Genomic DNA, 17,332 nt, shown 5'->3' with positions numbered 1-17,332 from the left:
ACGGGTTCGGCCGGTGCACCTCAGAGCTTCATGTCGGCAGGGCGGGTAAGCCGGTAGGAGCGGACAACCGCGACCAGGCTTCCGGCGACGAGAGCGGACGCCCACGGCGTCAGGCCACGCAGGGGCTCCAGTCCGCCCGACCCCGCCTCCACACCGCGCAGGGGCACCCGCCCCTCAGGGTCGTACACGAGCGTGATCGCGTCCCCGGGGCGGGACGTCTCTCCGCAGCCGCGCCAGATCCGGACCTTGAGCGAGATGCCGTCGGCGTCCCGTACCGAACACAGGTACCGGCCCCGCCCGCCGTCCGTGGCCCAGCCGTCCTCGACCGACGTCACGGTCACGGACTGCACCCGTCCGCGTTCCGCCAGCACCAGGCCGGCCGCGGCCTGCGGGGTGTGCAGTGCGAGGCAGACGCCGAGCAGCACGACGATGCCGACCAGCGCACGCCCGGCACCGACGGAGACGAGATACAGCGCGAGTGCCACCGCGCAGGCCAGGCCCCCCTCGCCATCGGCGAGCGAGGGGCGGCCTGTCCAGGCGCCGTAGAGCGTCGTGCCGACGGCGGCTCCGGCTGTGAGCACCCCCGCGAGGACTCCCTCCGCGACCAGCCACCACGGCGGAAGGCCGACGAACTCAGCGGGCCCCCAGACCGTGCCGCGCAGATGCGCCATGAGGTGGGAGTCGGCGGACGGCGAGGCCCGGCGCGTCCGGCGCACGAGTGCCATCCTTCGCGTCCTTCCTCAGCCCCCCGGCGCCCGTGCTGCGGCCGTGCTGCCACGGCCGGACGTACTCGTACGGCGCCTGCCCCGGAGCGGGCGGCGTGGCCCGCGTTCACAATTCCCTTGCATTATGCAAGACAAGTGGGATCCGGCAAAGATGTGTCCGAAAACGGATCCTGGTCGACCGCGCGTTCCGGCCCGGACCACCGCGGATCACACGTCGTGGACCATCGCCTCGTCCACGACCCAGCCGAGCGGGTGCGGATCCGGATTGTCGGCGGCGGGGGTCGCCGGGGGCTCGCCGCCGGCCCGGTTGAAGGCGCCCAGGGCCTCGATGAGCGCCAGCCGCTGAGTCGGTCCGAGACGGGCGACGATCGCGGCGATCTCGGCGCGGCGCCGGGCGGTGACGTGCTCGACGGTGCGCCGGCCCTCCTCGGTGAGCTGCAGCAGGGTCTCGCGGCGGTTGTCGGGGTTGGTCTGCCGGTCGGCGAGCCCGGCCGCGATGAGCCGGTCGACCATCCGCATCGCGGTCGACGGCGCCACCTGGAGGAGGTCGGCGAGTACCACCAGCTTGGTGGCGCCTCTGGTGGCCAGTACGACCAGCATCCGGAACTGCGGCAGGGTCACCCGCTCCTCGACCTCGGCGAGGGAACGGGCGGAGACCGCCACCAGCAGGCGGGAGGCGGTCAGCACCGCCCTGGTGACCGCGTCGACATCGTCCATGGCCCCAGCTGGGGTCTCGTGCTCCGGCATAGGTCCTTTCTACCGCGCCGAAGTCGGTGCCCCCTCACGCGAGGGGAACAGATTTTCCTTCCCCATGACCGTGGTAGCGCAGGAGCAGCATCGCGGCGTCGTCGTGGAGCGGCCCGTCGGCATGTCTGACCAGGTCTTCCCGCAGAACCTCCAGGGCGTGGTCCGCTTCGGGCTCCTTGAGCAGGTCGGCCCGGTCGCCGAGGGGATAGAAGGAGCCCTGTGCGTCCCGGGCCTCCGTGACGCCGTCGGTGTACAGGAGGAGCTGGTCGCCGGGCGCAAAGGCCACCCGATAGGGCTCCGGTCCCTCGGCCCCATGGGCGCCCAGCCCGAGAGGGAGAGCGAAAGCAGGCGGCTGCGGGAAGTCGACGGCGCCGTCCTGCCGCACGACCATCGGGACCGGATGGCCGAAGTTGAGGAACACGACCTCGTGACCGGCGCCGATCTCGGCGAGCACCGCCGTGACGAACTTCTCACCCTCCAACTCCCGGGCCACACTGCGCTCAAGCCGCTCCCCCAGCCCCACCAGATCGGGTTCGTCGTGGGCCGCCTCCCGGAACGCGCCGAGCACCACGGCCGCCGTCTCCACCGCGGCCAGCCCCTTGCCCTGCACATCCCCCACGATCACCCGGATCCCGTGCGGAGAGGCGACCACCTCATACAGGTCCCCGCCGATCCGCGCCTCCGCAACCGCCGACGTGTACGACACCGCCGCCTGCAACGGCCCCGCGGTCCGTGGCACCGGCCGCAGCAGCACCCGCTGGGCCACCTCCGCGATCGACCGCACACTGGCCAGCTCCGCCTCCCGGCGCGAGCGCATCACCGCGGCCGCGACACCCACGCCCGTGACACCCGCCACCGACACCATCGCCGTGAACCCCCGGCGCTCCTCGAACAGCCCGTCGTACATCCCGAGCCCCACGCACACCAGCAGAGCCACCGCGCCGATCAGCGCCGTACGCCGCCACCCTCCCACCAGCCCGGAGAACGCCGGCCCCAAGGAGACCAACGGGAGGAACCCCACCCCCGGCCCGGCGAACACGTCCGCCACGGCCACCACGCCCATCACCGCCACCGGCATCCAGGACAGCACGACGCCCCCGGAAGCCGGCGTCCGCCCGGTCATGACGTCCTCCAGCAATACGGCACCACCCGCCGGCCGTTCTCGCTGCCTCTGCCCACTTCCGACACAGTCACCCTCTCCTCCCCGTCTTTAGACTATGCAAGAGTTTCCGCGCCCAGGCCGCACCCTTCTCGACCTTTTACTCAACAGAGGCCGAGAGCCGAGCACATCCGATCCCCGGGAGGCGACGATGCCCCGCAGTCAGACCACGCCGGACCGTCCCGCGCTCCCAGTCGGCTGGCGGCGCCTGGCCGCCAGACTGCGGATACTCCTCTTCCGCTGCGGACTGGGCTGGGTCGTCGGCAAGCGCCTGCTCCTGCTGCACCACACGGGCAGGCTCAGCGGGCTCGATCGCCGGGCGGTCCTCGAAGTGGTCGCCTACGACCCGGCCGGTCGCAGCTGGACCGTCGCCTCCGGCTTCGGGCCGACGGCGGCCTGGTACCGCAATCTGCGGGCGGACCCGAAGACCCTGATCGAGGTGGGCAGCCACCGGCACGCCGTCACGGCCCGTTTCCTCCCGCCGGACGAAGGCGCCGAGATCATGGCCCGCTACGCCCGCCACCACCCCCGGACCGCCCGCCGGCTGTGCGCCTTCATGGGATACGCCCCGGACGGCACGGACGCCGGGTACCGACTGGCCGGGAGGGCCATTCCCTTCGTCCTCCTGGAGGCCGCACCCGGGTTCCGCCCGAAATGACCCGCAGGGCCACCATGATCCACGACAGGAAACTCCACCGAAGTACTGGCATCGAATTTTGCACCATGCAAAAATTGCACCGGGGGGCCGAGTCGGCGGTCGGGTCGCCCGGCGCCCGCGCAGGAGTGACCGGCACGGATAACGGGCTCGGGTGGCGCGTCCGGCCGCCGACGGGCCCCACGGGCCTGGCCCGACGCGCGCACCTCACCATCCCCTCCAATCTCCAGCAGTACGCCACTCCAGCACGATGTACCCCCGGTCGAGGAAACAGGCATGGAGATGAGAGCCGGTGGTCGCTGAGCACCCGGCGGGCAACGGAGGACCCGGCGCCGAGGACGGCGGTGCGCCCGTCCCGGATGCCGTATGGCGAAGATTCCTCGACGACAACGAGCAGGCCATCCTGGCCTCAGCGCCCCCGCGAGCCCTCCGCACAGGAGCGAGCGACTGGTGTCCGCCCCGGTCCGACGGGGCGGATCGCCGCGCGACGGTGGCGCCGGGCGACGGAGCGAGATCCCAGGCCGAGCCGCATGGGCGACGCGGTCGGCGACCTGTGTGATCCGGAGGATCCGTGGGTGGCGGGCTGGCGGGACCTCGACGGCCCGGGTAGACAGCGACGGGCCGGCCGTGTCCTCGCCGTCGTCGCCGCCGTCATCGTGGCCGTGGGCGCACTCTCCCACATACCCACCCGATCAACCCTCCCTGATGGCACACCCGACGAGGGCACCACACAGCAGTCCGAGGACGTCCTGCCGGACGGAGCACCCACCGCCACCGGCCCGCCGACGGGTTCCACGTACGCCAGCACGCCCTCTCCGATGCCCCACACCGGGTGAGGCACGCGGGATCACCCGCCGCCAGCCGCCGTTCCGCGGTCGAAGGACGCCATCGGGTGAGCACGAGTCGGGCCACGTCCGTACGTGTCACCGGACCAGGAACCGGAAACCGGAGAACCCACGTGGCACGACGACAGGTGAACGACATCAGGTACTTGGTCCGCTCACTGCTCGCGCTGCTCGCCGTGCTCGTCGGTGCCCTTCTCGGCGGTGCCGCGCCCGCGTCGGCGCACGCGACGCTGACCGGCAGCGACCCACGCGACGGCGGTGTGCTGAAGACCGCGCCGAAACAGGTCACGGCCACGTTCGACGAGTCGGTCACCCTGGTCGAGGACTCGCTGCGGGTGGTCGACCCGGACGGCCGTCCGGTGACCGCGGGCCGACCGCACCACGCGGGCGGCAAGGGCGACACCGACCAGGTGAACCTGACGGACGGTCTGGAGCAGGGCACCTACACCGTGTCCTGGCGGGTGGTGTCGGCGGACAGCCACGCCGTGTCGGGCGCGTTCACCTTCTCCGTCGGAAAGCCCTCGGCGACCCGCGCCACCACCGCCGCCGCACCAGCCGTCGACCCCACGGTCAACGCGCTGTACGGCATCGGCCGCTATGTCGCCTACGGCGGTCTGGCGCTGCTGATCGGTGTCGCCGTGTTCGTCCTGGCCTGCTGGCGTTCCGCCACTGCCGTACGGCTGGTGCGCCGGCCGTTCGCGATCGGCTGGTGGACGCTGCTGGGGTCCACGATCGCGCTGGTGCTGTTGCGCGGCCCCTACGACAGCGGTGACGGACCGGCCGGGGTGCTCGACCTGGGCGCGCTGCGCCAAGCGGTGGGCACCCGGCCGGGGATCGCCCTGTTGGCCCGGCTGGTCCTGCTCCTGATGGTGGCCGTGCTCGTGCGGCGCCGACTGCCAGAGCCGAAGCCCACACCGCGCGTCATCGCGGCGAGCGGTGTGCTCGTGCTGGGCCTGGCCGCGACCTGGGTGGCGGCCGAGCACGCCGCCGTCGGAGTCCAGGTGCCCGTGGCCGTGGCCTCCACCACGCTGCACCTGCTGGCCATGGCGGTCTGGCTGGGCGGCCTGACCGCGCTGCTGGTCACGCTCTACCGCACCCCCGCCGAGGATCCGCTGCCGCCCGCCGCCGTAGCCCGTTTCTCCCGCATCGCGCTCGCCTCGGTGGCCGTGCTGGCCGTCACCGGTGTCTACCAATCCTGGCGCGGACTCGGCTCCTGGCAGGCGTTCACCACCCCCTACGGCAGGATCCTCGCGTTCAAGATCTGGGCCGTGCTGCTGATGCTGTTCGCCGCGTCGTACTCCCGGCGCTGGACGGCCCGGCTACTGCCCGCGCCGGAGGACGAACGGGTCCTGATCGCCGCAGGCCACGGCGGATTCCCTCCCCCGGCCGAGGGCAGCGACACGGCGGGCCTCACTTCCCAGGCGCCGCGGCGCGGGTTGCGCCGGTCGGTGCTGGCGGAAGTGGCGATCGGCGTGGCGGTCCTCGTGCTCACGACCCTGCTGACCGGCACCCAGACGGGCCGGGCCGCCGCCGACACGGCGGCCACCGCCAGCAGGGTGCCCGGTCAGCCCGACATCTCCCTGACCCTGATCCCGTACGACACCGGTACGAGCACCCTTGTCGGGCGCGGCAAGGTCCAGGTCAGCCTCTCGCCGGGCCGGACGGGCCGGAACGCCGTGGAGGCGCTGGTCTACGGCGCCGACGACAGTCCCGTCACCATCCCCGAACTCCGCCTGACCTTTACGGACACCGACCGGGGGATCGGCCCGCTGAACGCGGGCCTCGTCGACGAACGCGGCTACTGGGGCAGCGACACCCTCAACCTCCCGGTCGCCGGGACCTGGACCATGAAGGCGACCGTCCGGATCTCGGACATCGACCAGGTCACCGTGGAGAAGACTGTGACGATCCGGCAGTGACCGTCCTGCCTAACGGTGTTCCGGGTTCTCGTAGTCGCGGCGGCAGCCGGCGTCCCAGGATGTGCGCTGGTTGCCGTAGGCGGGGATTCCGCCCAGGTCCTTGAGCGCCCGCGCCAGGTGAAGCAGATTCCAGGTCATGAAGGTGGTGTTGCGGTTGGTGAAGTCGTTCTCCGGGCCGCCGGAGCCCGGATCGAGGTACGAGGGGCCGGGGCCCGCCTCGCCGATCCATCCGGCGTCCGCCTGGGGCGGGATGGTGTAGCCCAGGTGCTGGAGGCTGTAGAGCACGTTCATGGCGCAGTGCTTGACGCCGTCCTCGTTGCCGGTGATCAGACAACCGCCGACGCGGCCGTAATAGGAGTACTGGCCCGCCTCGTTGAGCAGGCTGGAGCAGGCGTAGAGGCGTTCGATCACCTGCTTCATCACCGAACTGTTGTCACCCAGCCAGATGGGGCCGGCCAGCACGAGGATGTCGGCCTCCATGACCTGCTGGTACAGATCGGGCCAGGCGTCCGTCTCCCAGCCGTGCTCCGTCATGTCGGGCCACACACCGGTGGCGATGTCGTGGTCCACCGCCCGCACCACGTCGACCTGCACGCCTTGCGCCTCCATGATGGCGGTGCTGCGGTCGATCAGTCCCTGAGTGTTGCTGGTCTCCGGGGAACGCTTGAGGGTGCAGTTGATCACCAGGGCGTGTAGGTCGTCGTACCGGGCCGGTGGGGCGGCGCCGGCGGACGGCGAAGTGGTCACACGATCCTCCTGAAAGGCCCTGCCGTCGCACGGTGCGCGGCGAGTCGTCCACATCCGGGCTTCAGCCTGTGGGCCTCCTGTGCCGGTCGCCACCGCGGCACCTCCGATTGGCCCTGCCGTCCTCAGGGCACACGCACCCACAGCGCCTTGGACGGGGTGCCCTGGTCGTCGGTCACGAAGAGCATGTAGCAGCAGGCCGGGGCCAGGTCGCGGTTCTTCGGGACGGTGACCCGGATGCCTCTGCCGTCTTTCGTCCTCTTCAACGGCAGGGCGATGGAGCGCTGTTCGACGTCGGTGACGTGGGTGGTGGAGCTGGGGTGGACCAGTCGTGCCGTCTTGATGACCGAGGCGTGCTTGGTGGTGAAGGTCGCCGTCTGCCCCAGCCCGACGGTTTTCGGGCCACCGGTGAGCGACGGCCGCGAGCTGCGGTACAGGTACGGCGGGGTGTAGATCTCCAGGCGCTGTTCGAACACGCCGGGCTTGGTCTTGGCCCACGCGTACCGGCCGCGTGACGGCGCACCCCGGCGCGAAGGCCGGCACGCCGGTCGCGGTGTGGACCGACCGCCAGGGCCGGCTGAGGTCACGGCCGCTCACGCCGGACGAGACGGCGTTCCAGGCGGCCTGGACCTGCACGCTGGTCGCCCTGGCCACGGCCGGTGCGGTGCTCGGCGGCGCCCAGCTCGTCCGTGTCCGACTGGAGCGACGACGGCTGGAGCGGTGGGACGAGGAGTGGGCGCGTGTCGACAGCCCCAGGGGATGGAACACCGGGTGACGGGACCTCCGAGTCGGTCAGGCGCCACGTATGCCCCGGCCCGACCGCGCGGGCGCCGGCCTGTCGGTACCGGCAGCGGGAGATCGGGATCGAGGTGACACATGATCCCGCGAGTACCCAGCGTCCTGGATCCGTACTATTCGGGCGCCCGGGTTCGCCCCACGGCTCAGAACGGGCGCTCTGCCGGCACCCCCGATATGGTGTGCAGTAGGTGTGCCGGGAAGTCTGGTCGGCGGACGTCGTCCGCTGCCCCGGAGCCACCGATGCGCCTCTTCCGCTCGCGTTTCCCCCGACGACCCGTTGCACACGGCCAGTCCGCACGCGAAGTCGTCCGTCTCCGCGGTGAGCTCGACGCCCGCAGCGCCAGGGCGACCGGCCTGCGCCTGGTCCGGCTGATCGACGCCGGACCGCAGGTTCTGGAGATCGACCTCGGCAAGGTGACGTATCTCAGCCCGGACGGCTGCAGAGCGCTGTTCGTCGCGCTGCGTGCCGCTCGCGCCCGCGGCACCCGGGTGGTCGTCACGCACGCCGACGAGCGGGCCCGGTCGGTCCTGGACCAGATCGGTATTGCCCGTGTGCTGCCGGCCCAGCCGGGCGGCGGCTCCTGAGCGGCGTGTTCAGGCCGTCCCGGCCTGACGCTCCTCCGGGGCGTGGCCGCTGCGGGGCCGGCGCACCCCGCCCATCTCCAGACTGAAGGGCCCCGGGTCGCTGTCCGATCCCCGGACCATTTCGCGCATCTCCCACTCGCCCGAGCCGTTTCTGACGAACTCGGCCACGGTGGTGGCGATGGAGTCGGCGACCTGCGTGAAGTCGTCCGCCAGCAGTGCGACGTAGCGCTGGACGACCAGAATCCCGGCGTTGGAGATGTCGCCGAAGGTCCGGCGTCCGCCGTCCTGGTGGATGACCACGCCCACCACTACCCGCCCGTAGGCGGCCGCGAGGCGGTCGAACTCCAGCACCATCACCTCGACGTAGCCGAATCCCTGGCCGCTCTGGCTGTGCCGGGTCATGTTGATGGTGCCGTCGGGTGACCGGCTGTCGTAGTGGACGATGTACTCCGGCCGGCCGTGCGGGTCGTCCGCGGAGTAGGTCGCGGCGACGATGTCGAGATGCCGGGGCGGTTCCCCGAAAGGGCTCGGGTCCCATTTAAGCCGTACCTCGACCTTGCCGAGTCCCTCGCCGACGCTGCTCACCAGGCGCCGCCTCCTCGCGTCGAACCGCAGCGGGACCGATCTGGCCCCGCTCGTCAAGTATGGCCTGCGACCAGCCACTTGATGCTTCCTTGACGCTCCTCTCGCCGAACTGGCGGAGAACGGAAAGGACGGAGGACGAAAGGACGATACGCCGAGGTCGGTCGCCGCGGGCACCGGGACCGTCAACCCGTCCCGCCGCCGGGGTTGTCCGCGAGGAAGGCGCGGACCTTCGTGGCGATCGCAGGCCAGTCGGCCCCGAACCACACGAGGTGGCTGTCGGCCCGGCTCTCAAGGAGCTCCGCGTTGGGGATGGCCGCGGCGAGGGACAGGGCATGGGCGAACGGCACGCCACCGTCCGAGCGGGTGGCGATCACCAGGGTGGGCTGGCAGACCTCGGCGGTGAGATCCGGGGTGGACCGCAGATCGTTGAGAAACCCGTGGCCCGACCGCATCCGGCAGAACAGCTCGATCATTGCCACGCGCCCCTGGGGCCCGAGGCGGGCCATCACCTCCCTGACCGGCAGGGTGCTGAGGCCGTACAGCAACAGTCGCAGCCCCGCCTCGGGCGCATGGTGCACGAGCACCCGCAACGCACCCCAGGTCACTCGCTCGGTCCGCGCGGCGAACACGACATGCGCGCCGAGCCGGGTGCGGCGGTCGGGCCAGGCCGGCCACCCGACCGCGCTCTGCAGAATCAGTCGCCGCACCAGATCCGGATGGCGGGCAGCCATCGTCACCGCCGTCGGCCCACCCCCCGAGGTGCCCACCACCGCCGCTACCTCAGTGATGCCCAGGCGGGCGCAGAGTGATCGGACAACATCCGCGAATCCGCTCGCGGTCGTACCGGTCGACAGCGGGGTCCGGCCGTAGCCGGGCCGCGACGGCGCCAGCACCGTGCAGCCTGCTTCGGCGAACACCTCCTCGCCCACCGCCAGCCCAGCCCGGGTGTGCCCGCCGTGCAACACGACCACGGTGGCCGGACCCCGACGCTCCAACCGGTACTCGACCAAGCCCCCGTCCAGTCGTACGACACTCGTGGGCCGCTCCGCCCCCACCACCACGCGCCTGCACCTCCTGCCGGGCCGGCGAACACGCTGCCGCAGCGAATGTAGCCGCCCACAGTGGACTCACGAGGGCCTGCGCCTGCACGCATGCGCACCAAGGCCGCCACGCCGGTGGGGCGTGCCCTCACCCCGTCATCCCGCAAGGCCGCTCAGGTCGCGTATGTTTCCTCGCGATGACCTGGCGCGCGGAGCGGGCACTGTACGACGCTGGGCACAGGGACGTTTCGGAAAGACGGGAGCCGGCCGTGCGCGCACGTGATCTGGCGGTGGAGTACCAGTCGGTGAGCGTCGACAGCGACGCTCTGGACGCGGCACGGCTGATGGCCGAGCACAAGCTGCCGGCACTGCTCGTGCTGGACGAGCGCGGGGAGCCGAAGGCGATCCTGCCGGCCTCGCAGATGGTCAAGGTGCTGGTGCCGGCGTATGTCGTCGAGGACCCCACACTCGCTGCGGTCGTCGACGAGCAGCACGCCGACCGGATCTGCCAGGCGCTGGCCGGACGGCGGGTCGGCGACTGTCTGTCGCGTACCGCTCCCGCGCCGCCGATCGCCGACCCGGACGACACCGCGCTGGAGGTCGCCGCGCTGATGGCACGGGTACGCAGTCCCTTGGTCGCGGTGGCGACGAAGGACAGGGCCGGCACCCATCTGCTCGGGGTCGTCACCGCTTCGCACCTGCTGCACGAGCTTCTGGGCAAGGCGGGCGTGACGGGTGCGCCGACCGCCTGAGCGGCCCTCACCGAGAACGGCTCGGGCTCAGGCCAGGGCGAAGTAGCGCAGCCACAGGTACAGGGCGCTGATCGCCACGGTCACGGTCGTGACCACCAGGCCGTACTTGGTGAACTGCCAGAAGGCGATGGGCTGCCGGTTGCGTTCGGCGATGCCGAGGACGACGACGTTGGCGCTGGCGCCGATCGCGGTGGCGTTGCCGCCCAGGTCGGCGCCCAGGGCCAGCGCCCACCACAGCACGTGATGGCCGTCTGCCGCGCCGCCCATGTCCTTGACCAGGTCGGCGGTGATGGGTGCCATGGTGGCCACGTAGGGGATGTTGTCGACGACGCCGGACAGCACCGCCGAGCCGCCCAGCAAGGTGAGCGTGGCGCCGAGTTCACGGCCGCCGGTGGCGTCCGCCAGGGCGCGGGACAGGTCGCCGATGACCCCGGTCTCGATCAGCGCGCCGACCATCACGAACAGGCCGACGAAGAAGGCGAGGGTGGGCCACTCCACCTCGCCCAGGACATCCCGGGTGTCCACCTTCGACACGGCGACCAGCAGGCCGGCGCCGAGCAGGGCGACCACACTCGGCTCGTAGTGCAGCACGGGGTGCAGGACGAAGCCGGCGACGACGAGCGCCAGGACGGCCAGTCCCTGCCACAGCAGGCGTGGGTCGCGGATGGCCTCGCGTTCCGTCAGTGTCATGACCTGTGCGGCGCGCTCCTCGTCGTACACGAACGCCTTGCGGAACATCACCCGGCACAGCGCCAGCAGCACGACCGTCAGGACGGCGGCGATCGGGGCGAGGTGGACCAGGAAGTCGTTGAAGGTCAGTCCGGCCCGGCTGGCGATGATGATGTTGGGCGGGTCGCCGACCAGGGTCGCGGTGCCGCCGATGTTGGAGGCGAACACCTCGGCGATCAGGAACGGCGCGGAGCGGAGGGCGAGGCGCTCGCACACCAGCAGGGTGACCGGGGCGACCAGCAGCACGGTGGTGACGTTGTCGAGGAGCGCGGAGGCCACCGCGGTGATGAGTATCAGCATCGTCATCACCCGGAAGGGCCGGCCCCGGGCCCGCTTGACCGACCAGATCGCCAGGTACTCGAACAGGCCGGTCTGCCGCAGCACGCCGACGACCGCCATCATCCCGAGCAGCAGGAAGATCACGTTCCAGTCGATGCCGGTGTGCTCGGAGTAGAACGCCGCCTTGTCGTCGGTGGCGCTGATCACGAGCATCAGTCCGGCGCCGCCGAGGGCCGCGGCCGTACGGTGCACACGTTCGCTGATGATCAGTACGTACGCGCCCACGAACACGGCCACGGCCGCCCAGCTCTGCCAATCGCTCATACGGCTGTCTTTCTCTCCACTTCGGCCGGCGGGTCTGCGTGGTCGGGCTCGTCGTCGGGGATGCCGACCAGGTCCTCGACATCGAACATGCGGGCGATGGGTACGTCGGTGCTGGAGTGCGCCACGATCGAGAAGGCGATGCACACCGCGATCAGCGTGTACGCCTCCTCGGCGTGCGGGATGCCCGACTGCAGTACCAGCAGCCCGTACACCACCGAGGCGAAGCCCTTTGGCCCGAACCACGCGGCGGTCAGCTTCTCGCGCCGCGCGAACCGGGTACCGGCCAGCGAGATCAGCAGCGACGCCGGGCGGATCAGCACGATCGCCAGCACCACCGTCACAAATCCCTGCCACGGCAGGTCCCCGAACAGTCCCGGTGTCAGCAGCGCCCCGAACACCAGCAGCGCGGCGAACTTGGCCAGCTCCGCCAGTGCCTCGCCGAGCGGCTCGAACGCCGCCTTCCCCTCCGGGGAGACTGCGGCGAGCACGGAGCCGACGGAGAACGCGGCCAGGTAGGGGTTGGCGTGAGTGAGGTGACACAGGCCGTAGAGGATGACACCGGTGGCCAGGGGCAGCAGCGGCTGTAGCTTCGGCTCGGCGCCCAGCAGCCGGAACAGTACGAGACCGCCCACCAGCAGCGGAAGCAGCACGCCGAAGGCCAGGCCGAGGCCGAGTTCCAGCGCGATCTTGCCGATCGACGCCTCGTCCGTGTGACCGGCGGCGGTGGGCCCGGCGGCGGCGATCAGGAGCAGCACGACGGGCAGGGCCAGTCCGTCGTTGATGCCGCTCTCGACGTTGAGCAGCTCACGCAGCTTGGCCGGGACCTCCTTGCGGCCCACGATCGCCGAGGCGAACACCGGGTCGGTCGGCGCCAGCACCGCGCCCACCAGGAACGAGGTCGTCCAGTCCAGGCCCACCAGCCAATGGGTCACCAGTGCCATGAACACGAACGCCAGAGGCAAGCCGAGCCCCAGTGCGCGGGCGGGATTGCGCCAGTTGGTCCGCAGCTTGGCGAAGGACACGTGCTGACCGTCGGTGAACAGGACCGCGAACAGGGCCAGATCGGCGGTGACCGACACGATCTCGCTGTCCGGAGTGATGTGGATCAGCCCCAGGAAGCCGTCACTGACCAGTGCCCCGCCGACGAGGAACAGGAGGGAGGTGGACAGCACGGTACGAGCGGCCAGCCCGGACAGCAGCACCGCGATCAGCAGCGCCACCCCGAAGACAGCGACGAGCACCACCGGAAACGCCCCCGATCGGAAGAGAGATCACACCTCTGTTCGCCGACCAGGCTTCCCGGCACACCGGTGGAAACCCTACCTGTTCTTGATACGTCTTTGACAGAACGCTTACGCGCACCGTCGCGGACGGCAGGTTGCCGGAGCCCGGCAACAAGCCTCAGGCGCGGAATTACGGCGCGGATGTCGTTGGCAGGCCGACCCGCCCCGCCTTGTGCCACCGGAAGAGTGAGGACCTGGTGAGCCCGCCGCCGGGGGTGTCCTCGGCCACCCAGGTGCCACCCATGGCCTCGGCGAAGGCCGGTCATCGCCGTGAACCCGGCGACTACCGGCATCGACAGCAACCCGTCCAGGGCGCCGCCCAGCCCAGCACGCCGGCATTCGCGCGACGCTTTACGACGCGGCGCTGGTGGACAGGCCGGGTGAGACCGGCGGGCGGCTCGCCGCGACCGGCAGGCTGAGGACCATCGTGAGGCCGCCGCCCGGAGTGTCCTCGGCCTGCAGGGTGCCGCCCATGGCCTCGGTGAAGCCGCGGGCGACGGCCAGGCCGAGGCCGACGCCGTTGCCACGCGGGGAGTCGCCGTAGCGCTGGAACGAACCCGTGCACGTCGAGCCCCGGGCCCTGGACCTGCTGTGCCACCTGGCCCTGCACCGGGACCGGGTCGTGCCGAAGAGCGAGTTGCTGGACGAGGTGTGGGGCGACCGCTTCGTCAGCGAGGCCGCACTCACCACGGCACTGCGGACCGCACGCCTGGCGGTGGGCGACACGGGCAGTCTGCAGCAGGTGATCCGCACCGTGCACCGGCGCGGCTACCAGTTCGCGGCCCCGGTCACGGTCATCGCAGGCGGCCCGTCCGTCGGCGCCGACCGGGTGCATGACGCCGAGCCCGCGACGACCGACGGACTCGTCGACGCCGACGGTCAGACGGTCCGGTTCTGCCGGGCCGGCGACGGCACCCGTATCGCCCATGCCTCCGTCAGTTCGGGCCCGCCGCTGCTCAAGGCGGCCAACTGGATGTCCCACCTCGACCTCGAATGGACGACCCCGGTGTGGTCGCACTGGCTGCGCGGCCTGGCCCGCAACCGCAGGCTGGTCCGTTACGACGAGCGGGGTTGCGGCCTGTCGGACTGGACGGTGCCCGGCTTCACCTTCGACGACTGGGTCGACGACCTGGAGACCGTGGTGGACGCCGTGGGGCTCGACCGTTTCCTCGGCGTGTCGCAGGGCGGCGCGGTGGCGGTGGCCTACGCCGTGCGCCACCCCGAGCGGATCAGCCGGCTGGTCCTCGCCGGGGCGTACTCCCGAGGACGGCAGGTCCGGGCCCGGGACGAGGCGGGCGCGAGGGGGCGGCACTCGACCTGGATCTGGCCCGGCTGGGGTGGCTCCACGAGGATCCCAGGTTCCTGCGGGTCTTCGCCTCCCAGTTCCTGCCCGAGGGCACAACCGGGAGTGGGACGAGTTCACCGCCTTCCAGCGGCAGACGACCTCGCCAGCCAACGGGGTCCGCTTCCTTGAGGAGTTCGCCCGCATCGACGTGTCCGACATCGCCCACCGGGTAGCCTGCCCGACCCTGACCATCCACTCGCGCGACGACGCACGCGTGCCCGTCTCGCAGGCCGGTGAGCTGGCCGCGCTCATTCCCGACAGCCGACTGGTCCTGCTCAAGAGCCGCACCACCTGCTCACCCCATTCGAACCGGCCTGGGACGAGTTCCTCTCCCACATCGACGCCTTCCTGGCCGAGTGGCCCCAGGGGCCCACGGCCACCGCCCCACCTGCTGAGGGCGGTGCCCTCAACTCCTCCTCAGAGAAGCCTCAGAGCTCCACCAAGCGCAGACCCGGTGGCCTGCCCGATGCTCGAACAGTGCCCGGCAGACGGGCGGCGAACGTACTTCGTACCCCCGCCGGGCGCTCACCGAAGAGGCATGACACGAGAGGGAAGAAGAAACAATGCGACTCGACAACGCCAGGCAGACGGGCCCGATCCGGACGCGACGGGGGCTGGCGCTGCTGATCGCCTCGGGAGCCGCGCTGGGCTCCCTGCTGCTCGCGACAGTTCCCGCGCAGGCCAACGACACCACCAAGCAGGTCTCGGCGGACGGCCAGCAGATCTCGTTCGCCACGAGCGACAGCAGCCGGGATGTCAGCGGCGACGTCACGTTCGTGGTGAACTCGGACGGCAACTGGTCGATCGAGGGAAGCGCACACAACTCGCACCTCCTCGTCCGCACCTTCAGGGTCTTCTTGCCCGGCACGGCCTTCTTCGCGGTCGAGTGCGTGACGCTCGCCGCGTCCCACGTCAGGTCGCAGGTCCAGTGGGCGGTGGCCGGATCGTCAACATCTCCAAGATGAACACGGTGCGGCCCGCTCCAGGCATCGGCCCCTACGCCGCCAGCAAGGGCGCCATCGAGCAGCTGCCCGCGGTCGCAGCACAGGAACTCGGGGCCCGCCGCAACACGGTCAACACCGTCTCCCCTGGAGCCACTGACACCGAAATGTTGCCTGCAGCCAATCCCGCGCAAGCCCTCCAGGCTGTCGCCGGCATGACGTCCCTCGGTCGACTCGGACAGCCCGCCGACGTCGCTGACGTCCTCGCCTTCCTTGTCGGCCAGGACGGCCGGTGGATCACCGGTCAAAACCTGCGGGCGACCGGCGGCCTGGCCTGATCTCCGAGATGGGCGTCCACGAACACTTGGCGAGATCGGGTGGTTGATGACCGGCACCATCGCCCTGCACGCCGCCCGTCCCGAGGGCGGGTGACCGCTACGGCCTGCGCCGCAGCATGTTCATGACGGTCATGGTGAGCACCGTTTCGCCGTGCTGGTTGAGGACCTCGACCTCGGTGTGCACGATGCCGCGGTCGGGCTTGGAGCGGGAGATGCGGGCTTGGGCGATCGTGGCCCGAACCGAGAGGGTGTCGCCTGGCCGCACCGGCCGCTGCCAGCGCAGTTCGTCTACGCCGGGGGATGCTAGCGAGGCGACCTTGCTGAGGTAGTGGTCGGCGTACAGGCGCATCATGACGGCGGTGGTGTGCCAGCCGCTGGCGATCAGCCCCTGGAACGGTCCGGCCTGCGCCGCCACGGGATCCATGTGGAAGCTTTGGGTGTCGAAGCGCCGGGCAAAGTCGAGGATGTCCTGTTCGGTGAGGGTGCTGCTGCCGAAGACGTGCACGACGCCCGGCACGTAGTCCTCGAAGTAGCGGTCCTCGATGGGGTGGGTGAAGTTGTCGGTGGCGGCTGGGACGGTCGTCGTCATGGACGCCCTCTCACTCGGTTCCCCGCCGAACTCGACGAGGCGTGGTGGACGATGGGGCGTACGGTAACGGACGGCCGCCTCCCCGAACGCACGGAATGATCCAGGATCGGCCAAGGCGCCGTGCCGCCCTGCGCGGCCTGCTGGCCCATCGCAAGGTCACGGACGAGCGGCCACTAGCACATCAACGACATACATCTCTTCCACCAGCCCATCAGGGAAGGCCCCGCGCAGTCGCCTGCGCTCCTCGGCGAGAAAGGCCCGGTTCGTGGTCTGGTCGAGGACAAGGAACGCCGAGCGGCTGCTGATATTGGCGAGGTGTGTGTCGAGGGGGACGGTCCGCTGCCAGCGGATCTGCCGGCGCACGACCCGCAGTCCGGTCAGCCCCGCGAGCCGGATGGCTTCGCTGTCGTTGGGACGCACCGCGGAACGAGCGGGAACTCCGCAGTGGTGCGCGATGCGCTCGTGCTGGGCGCGGATCCATGGCACATCGAAGGCGGTGGTGTTCCACCAGATCGCGAGCGCCCCGTTCGTGCGCAGGATCCGCAGGGCCTCCGGGACAGAACGGCCGGTGTCGGTCCACTGCCATGACTGCGCGTACGTGATGAGGTCGTGCGAGGCATCGGCGAGTGGCAGGGCATTGCCGTCTCCTCGGACGATCGGCACGTCCGGGAGCACCCGACGAAACTCGACGGCCATCGCGTCACCAGGCTCGACGGCGACCACATCGGCACCCCGCTCGCGCAGCAGGGAGGTCGCGATTCCTGTGCCCGCGCCGACATCCACGACGCGGACACCCGCCAGGGAACGGCTCAGGAACTCCTCGACGAAGTCGAAAAGGGCGGGCGGATACGAAGGGCGGCTCGCCTCGTACTGGGCAGCAGCCGAGTTGAACGAATGAGCACGTGAGCTGGCAGTCATCTCCACATCATCGGTCCCTGCCCCGGTGCATC

Annotated in this window: 18 protein-coding genes and 3 pseudogenes; 9 read left to right on the top strand and 12 right to left on the bottom strand. The window is 70.8% G+C overall.

Annotated features, from left to right (window positions below):
• Positions 1 to 20 precede the first annotated feature (20 nt).
• The 3 genes from ACWGJB_RS39360 to ACWGJB_RS39350 form a co-directional block, all read right to left on the bottom strand.
• Complete coding sequence (locus ACWGJB_RS39360; protein ID WP_453384835.1) at positions 21 to 725, bottom strand: hypothetical protein; 705 nt, start codon at positions 723 to 725, stop codon at positions 21 to 23.
• 207 nt (positions 726 to 932) lie between these two features.
• Positions 933 to 1,472 carry a MarR family winged helix-turn-helix transcriptional regulator gene (locus ACWGJB_RS39355; RefSeq protein ID WP_453384834.1) on the bottom strand — a complete coding sequence of 180 codons (540 nt, stop codon included), beginning with the start codon at positions 1,470 to 1,472 and terminating at the stop codon, positions 933 to 935.
• A gap of 34 nt (positions 1,473 to 1,506) precedes the next feature.
• Positions 1,507 to 2,595, bottom strand: coding sequence for a PP2C family protein-serine/threonine phosphatase (locus ACWGJB_RS39350; RefSeq protein WP_453384833.1), 1,089 nt, complete (start codon positions 2,593 to 2,595; stop codon positions 1,507 to 1,509).
• Between the two features lie 187 nt (positions 2,596 to 2,782).
• Between ACWGJB_RS39350 and ACWGJB_RS39345 the strand changes: the two genes are divergently transcribed.
• From ACWGJB_RS39345 to ACWGJB_RS39335, 3 genes are all read left to right on the top strand, one after another.
• A complete protein-coding gene (locus ACWGJB_RS39345) occupies positions 2,783 to 3,289 on the top strand; it encodes a nitroreductase family deazaflavin-dependent oxidoreductase (protein WP_453384832.1) in 507 nt (168 codons plus the stop codon).
• Positions 3,290 to 3,816: 527 nt separating this feature from the next.
• Positions 3,817 to 4,122, top strand: a complete 306-nt coding sequence (locus ACWGJB_RS39340; RefSeq protein WP_453384831.1) for a hypothetical protein — start codon at positions 3,817 to 3,819, stop codon at positions 4,120 to 4,122.
• A 122-nt stretch (positions 4,123 to 4,244) separates the two neighbouring features.
• Positions 4,245 to 6,050, top strand: coding sequence for a copper resistance CopC/CopD family protein (locus tag ACWGJB_RS39335; RefSeq protein ID WP_453384830.1), 1,806 nt, complete (start codon positions 4,245 to 4,247; stop codon positions 6,048 to 6,050).
• Positions 6,051 to 6,059: 9 nt separating this feature from the next.
• Here ACWGJB_RS39335 and ACWGJB_RS39330 read toward each other — a convergent pair whose 3' ends face one another.
• Complete coding sequence (locus ACWGJB_RS39330) at positions 6,060 to 6,797, bottom strand: flavodoxin family protein (RefSeq protein ID WP_453384829.1); 738 nt, start codon at positions 6,795 to 6,797, stop codon at positions 6,060 to 6,062.
• A 122-nt stretch (positions 6,798 to 6,919) separates the two neighbouring features.
• Positions 6,920 to 7,288, bottom strand: a pseudogene (locus ACWGJB_RS39325) (galactose oxidase early set domain-containing protein); the annotation flags it as partial.
• A gap of 17 nt (positions 7,289 to 7,305) precedes the next feature.
• Here ACWGJB_RS39325 and ACWGJB_RS39320 point away from each other — a divergent pair.
• Together ACWGJB_RS39320 and ACWGJB_RS39315 are read left to right on the top strand one after the other, a co-directional pair.
• The gene (locus ACWGJB_RS39320; RefSeq protein WP_453384828.1) at positions 7,306 to 7,569 is read left to right on the top strand and encodes an Rv1733c family protein; all 264 of its coding nucleotides are present in this window, start codon (positions 7,306 to 7,308) and stop codon (positions 7,567 to 7,569) included.
• Positions 7,570 to 7,832: 263 nt separating this feature from the next.
• On the top strand, positions 7,833 to 8,177 hold the full coding sequence (locus ACWGJB_RS39315) for an STAS domain-containing protein (protein ID WP_453384827.1): 345 nt from the start codon (positions 7,833 to 7,835) through the stop codon (positions 8,175 to 8,177).
• 9 nt (positions 8,178 to 8,186) lie between these two features.
• Here the strand turns inward: ACWGJB_RS39315 and ACWGJB_RS39310 are convergent, their stop codons facing one another.
• Both ACWGJB_RS39310 and ACWGJB_RS39305 read right to left on the bottom strand, forming a co-directional pair.
• Positions 8,187 to 8,762, bottom strand: coding sequence for a TerD family protein (locus ACWGJB_RS39310; RefSeq protein WP_453384826.1), 576 nt, complete (start codon positions 8,760 to 8,762; stop codon positions 8,187 to 8,189).
• 182 nt (positions 8,763 to 8,944) lie between these two features.
• Complete coding sequence (locus tag ACWGJB_RS39305; RefSeq protein WP_453384825.1) at positions 8,945 to 9,823, bottom strand: alpha/beta fold hydrolase; 879 nt, start codon at positions 9,821 to 9,823, stop codon at positions 8,945 to 8,947.
• A gap of 248 nt (positions 9,824 to 10,071) precedes the next feature.
• Between ACWGJB_RS39305 and ACWGJB_RS39300 the strand changes: the two genes are divergently transcribed.
• Positions 10,072 to 10,554, top strand: a complete 483-nt coding sequence (locus ACWGJB_RS39300) for a CBS domain-containing protein (protein ID WP_453384824.1) — start codon at positions 10,072 to 10,074, stop codon at positions 10,552 to 10,554.
• Between the two features lie 27 nt (positions 10,555 to 10,581).
• On the opposite strand, the gene ACWGJB_RS39295 is transcribed toward ACWGJB_RS39300, so the two are convergent.
• From ACWGJB_RS39295 to ACWGJB_RS39285, 3 genes and pseudogenes are all read right to left on the bottom strand, one after another.
• A complete protein-coding gene (locus tag ACWGJB_RS39295) occupies positions 10,582 to 11,886 on the bottom strand; it encodes an SLC13 family permease (RefSeq protein ID WP_453384823.1) in 1,305 nt (434 codons plus the stop codon).
• Positions 11,883 to 13,130 carry a cation:proton antiporter gene (locus ACWGJB_RS39290; protein ID WP_453384822.1) on the bottom strand — a complete coding sequence of 416 codons (1,248 nt, stop codon included), beginning with the start codon at positions 13,128 to 13,130 and terminating at the stop codon, positions 11,883 to 11,885. The genes ACWGJB_RS39295 and ACWGJB_RS39290 overlap by 4 nt, the downstream gene beginning before the upstream one ends.
• A 390-nt stretch (positions 13,131 to 13,520) precedes the next feature.
• Positions 13,521 to 13,721, bottom strand: a pseudogene (locus ACWGJB_RS39285) (ATP-binding protein); the annotation flags it as partial.
• 7 nt (positions 13,722 to 13,728) lie between these two features.
• Between ACWGJB_RS39285 and ACWGJB_RS39280 the strand changes: the two are divergent.
• The 3 genes and pseudogenes from ACWGJB_RS39280 to ACWGJB_RS39270 form a co-directional block, all read left to right on the top strand.
• On the top strand, positions 13,729 to 14,643 hold the full coding sequence (locus ACWGJB_RS39280) for an alpha/beta fold hydrolase (RefSeq protein ID WP_453384821.1): 915 nt from the start codon (positions 13,729 to 13,731) through the stop codon (positions 14,641 to 14,643).
• A 434-nt stretch (positions 14,644 to 15,077) separates the two neighbouring features.
• On the top strand, positions 15,078 to 15,479 hold the full coding sequence (locus ACWGJB_RS39275; protein WP_453384820.1) for a hypothetical protein: 402 nt from the start codon (positions 15,078 to 15,080) through the stop codon (positions 15,477 to 15,479).
• Positions 15,449 to 15,793, top strand: a pseudogene (locus ACWGJB_RS39270) (SDR family oxidoreductase); the annotation flags it as partial. The gene ACWGJB_RS39275 and the pseudogene ACWGJB_RS39270, both read left to right, overlap by 31 nt.
• Before the next feature lie 97 nt (positions 15,794 to 15,890).
• On the opposite strand, the gene ACWGJB_RS39265 reads toward ACWGJB_RS39270, so the two are convergent.
• Together ACWGJB_RS39265 and ACWGJB_RS39260 are read right to left on the bottom strand one after the other, a co-directional pair.
• Positions 15,891 to 16,382, bottom strand: a complete 492-nt coding sequence (locus ACWGJB_RS39265; RefSeq protein WP_453384819.1) for a MaoC family dehydratase — start codon at positions 16,380 to 16,382, stop codon at positions 15,891 to 15,893.
• Positions 16,383 to 16,538: 156 nt separating this feature from the next.
• The gene (locus tag ACWGJB_RS39260) at positions 16,539 to 17,300 is read right to left on the bottom strand and encodes a class I SAM-dependent methyltransferase (RefSeq protein WP_453384818.1); all 762 of its coding nucleotides are present in this window, start codon (positions 17,298 to 17,300) and stop codon (positions 16,539 to 16,541) included.
• Positions 17,301 to 17,332: the final 32 nt, after the last annotated feature.

The sequence above is a fragment of the Streptomyces sp. NPDC054813 genome (assembly GCF_053611365.1).
This window is presented reverse-complemented; position numbering and strand designations above follow the sequence as displayed.

Bases quoted from the DNA above. Each gene is read 5' to 3' on its own strand.
- ACWGJB_RS39355 (WP_453384834.1), bottom strand. From the start codon at position 1,472: ATGCCGGAGCACGAGACCCCAGCTGGGGCCATGGACGATGTCGACGCG.
- ACWGJB_RS39260 (WP_453384818.1), bottom strand. From the start codon at position 17,300: ATGACTGCCAGCTCACGTGCTCATTCGTTCAACTCGGCTGCTGCCCAG.
- ACWGJB_RS39315 (WP_453384827.1), top strand. From the start codon at position 7,833: ATGCGCCTCTTCCGCTCGCGTTTCCCCCGACGACCCGTTGCACACGGC.
- ACWGJB_RS39345 (WP_453384832.1), top strand. From the start codon at position 2,783: ATGCCCCGCAGTCAGACCACGCCGGACCGTCCCGCGCTCCCAGTCGGC.
- ACWGJB_RS39275 (WP_453384820.1), top strand. From the start codon at position 15,078: ATGCGACTCGACAACGCCAGGCAGACGGGCCCGATCCGGACGCGACGG.
- ACWGJB_RS39295 (WP_453384823.1), bottom strand. From the start codon at position 11,886: ATGAGCGATTGGCAGAGCTGGGCGGCCGTGGCCGTGTTCGTGGGCGCG.
- ACWGJB_RS39360 (WP_453384835.1), bottom strand. From the start codon at position 725: ATGGCACTCGTGCGCCGGACGCGCCGGGCCTCGCCGTCCGCCGACTCC.
- ACWGJB_RS39350 (WP_453384833.1), bottom strand. From the start codon at position 2,595: ATGACCGGGCGGACGCCGGCTTCCGGGGGCGTCGTGCTGTCCTGGATG.
- ACWGJB_RS39340 (WP_453384831.1), top strand. From the start codon at position 3,817: ATGGGCGACGCGGTCGGCGACCTGTGTGATCCGGAGGATCCGTGGGTG.
- ACWGJB_RS39265 (WP_453384819.1), bottom strand. From the start codon at position 16,382: ATGACGACGACCGTCCCAGCCGCCACCGACAACTTCACCCACCCCATC.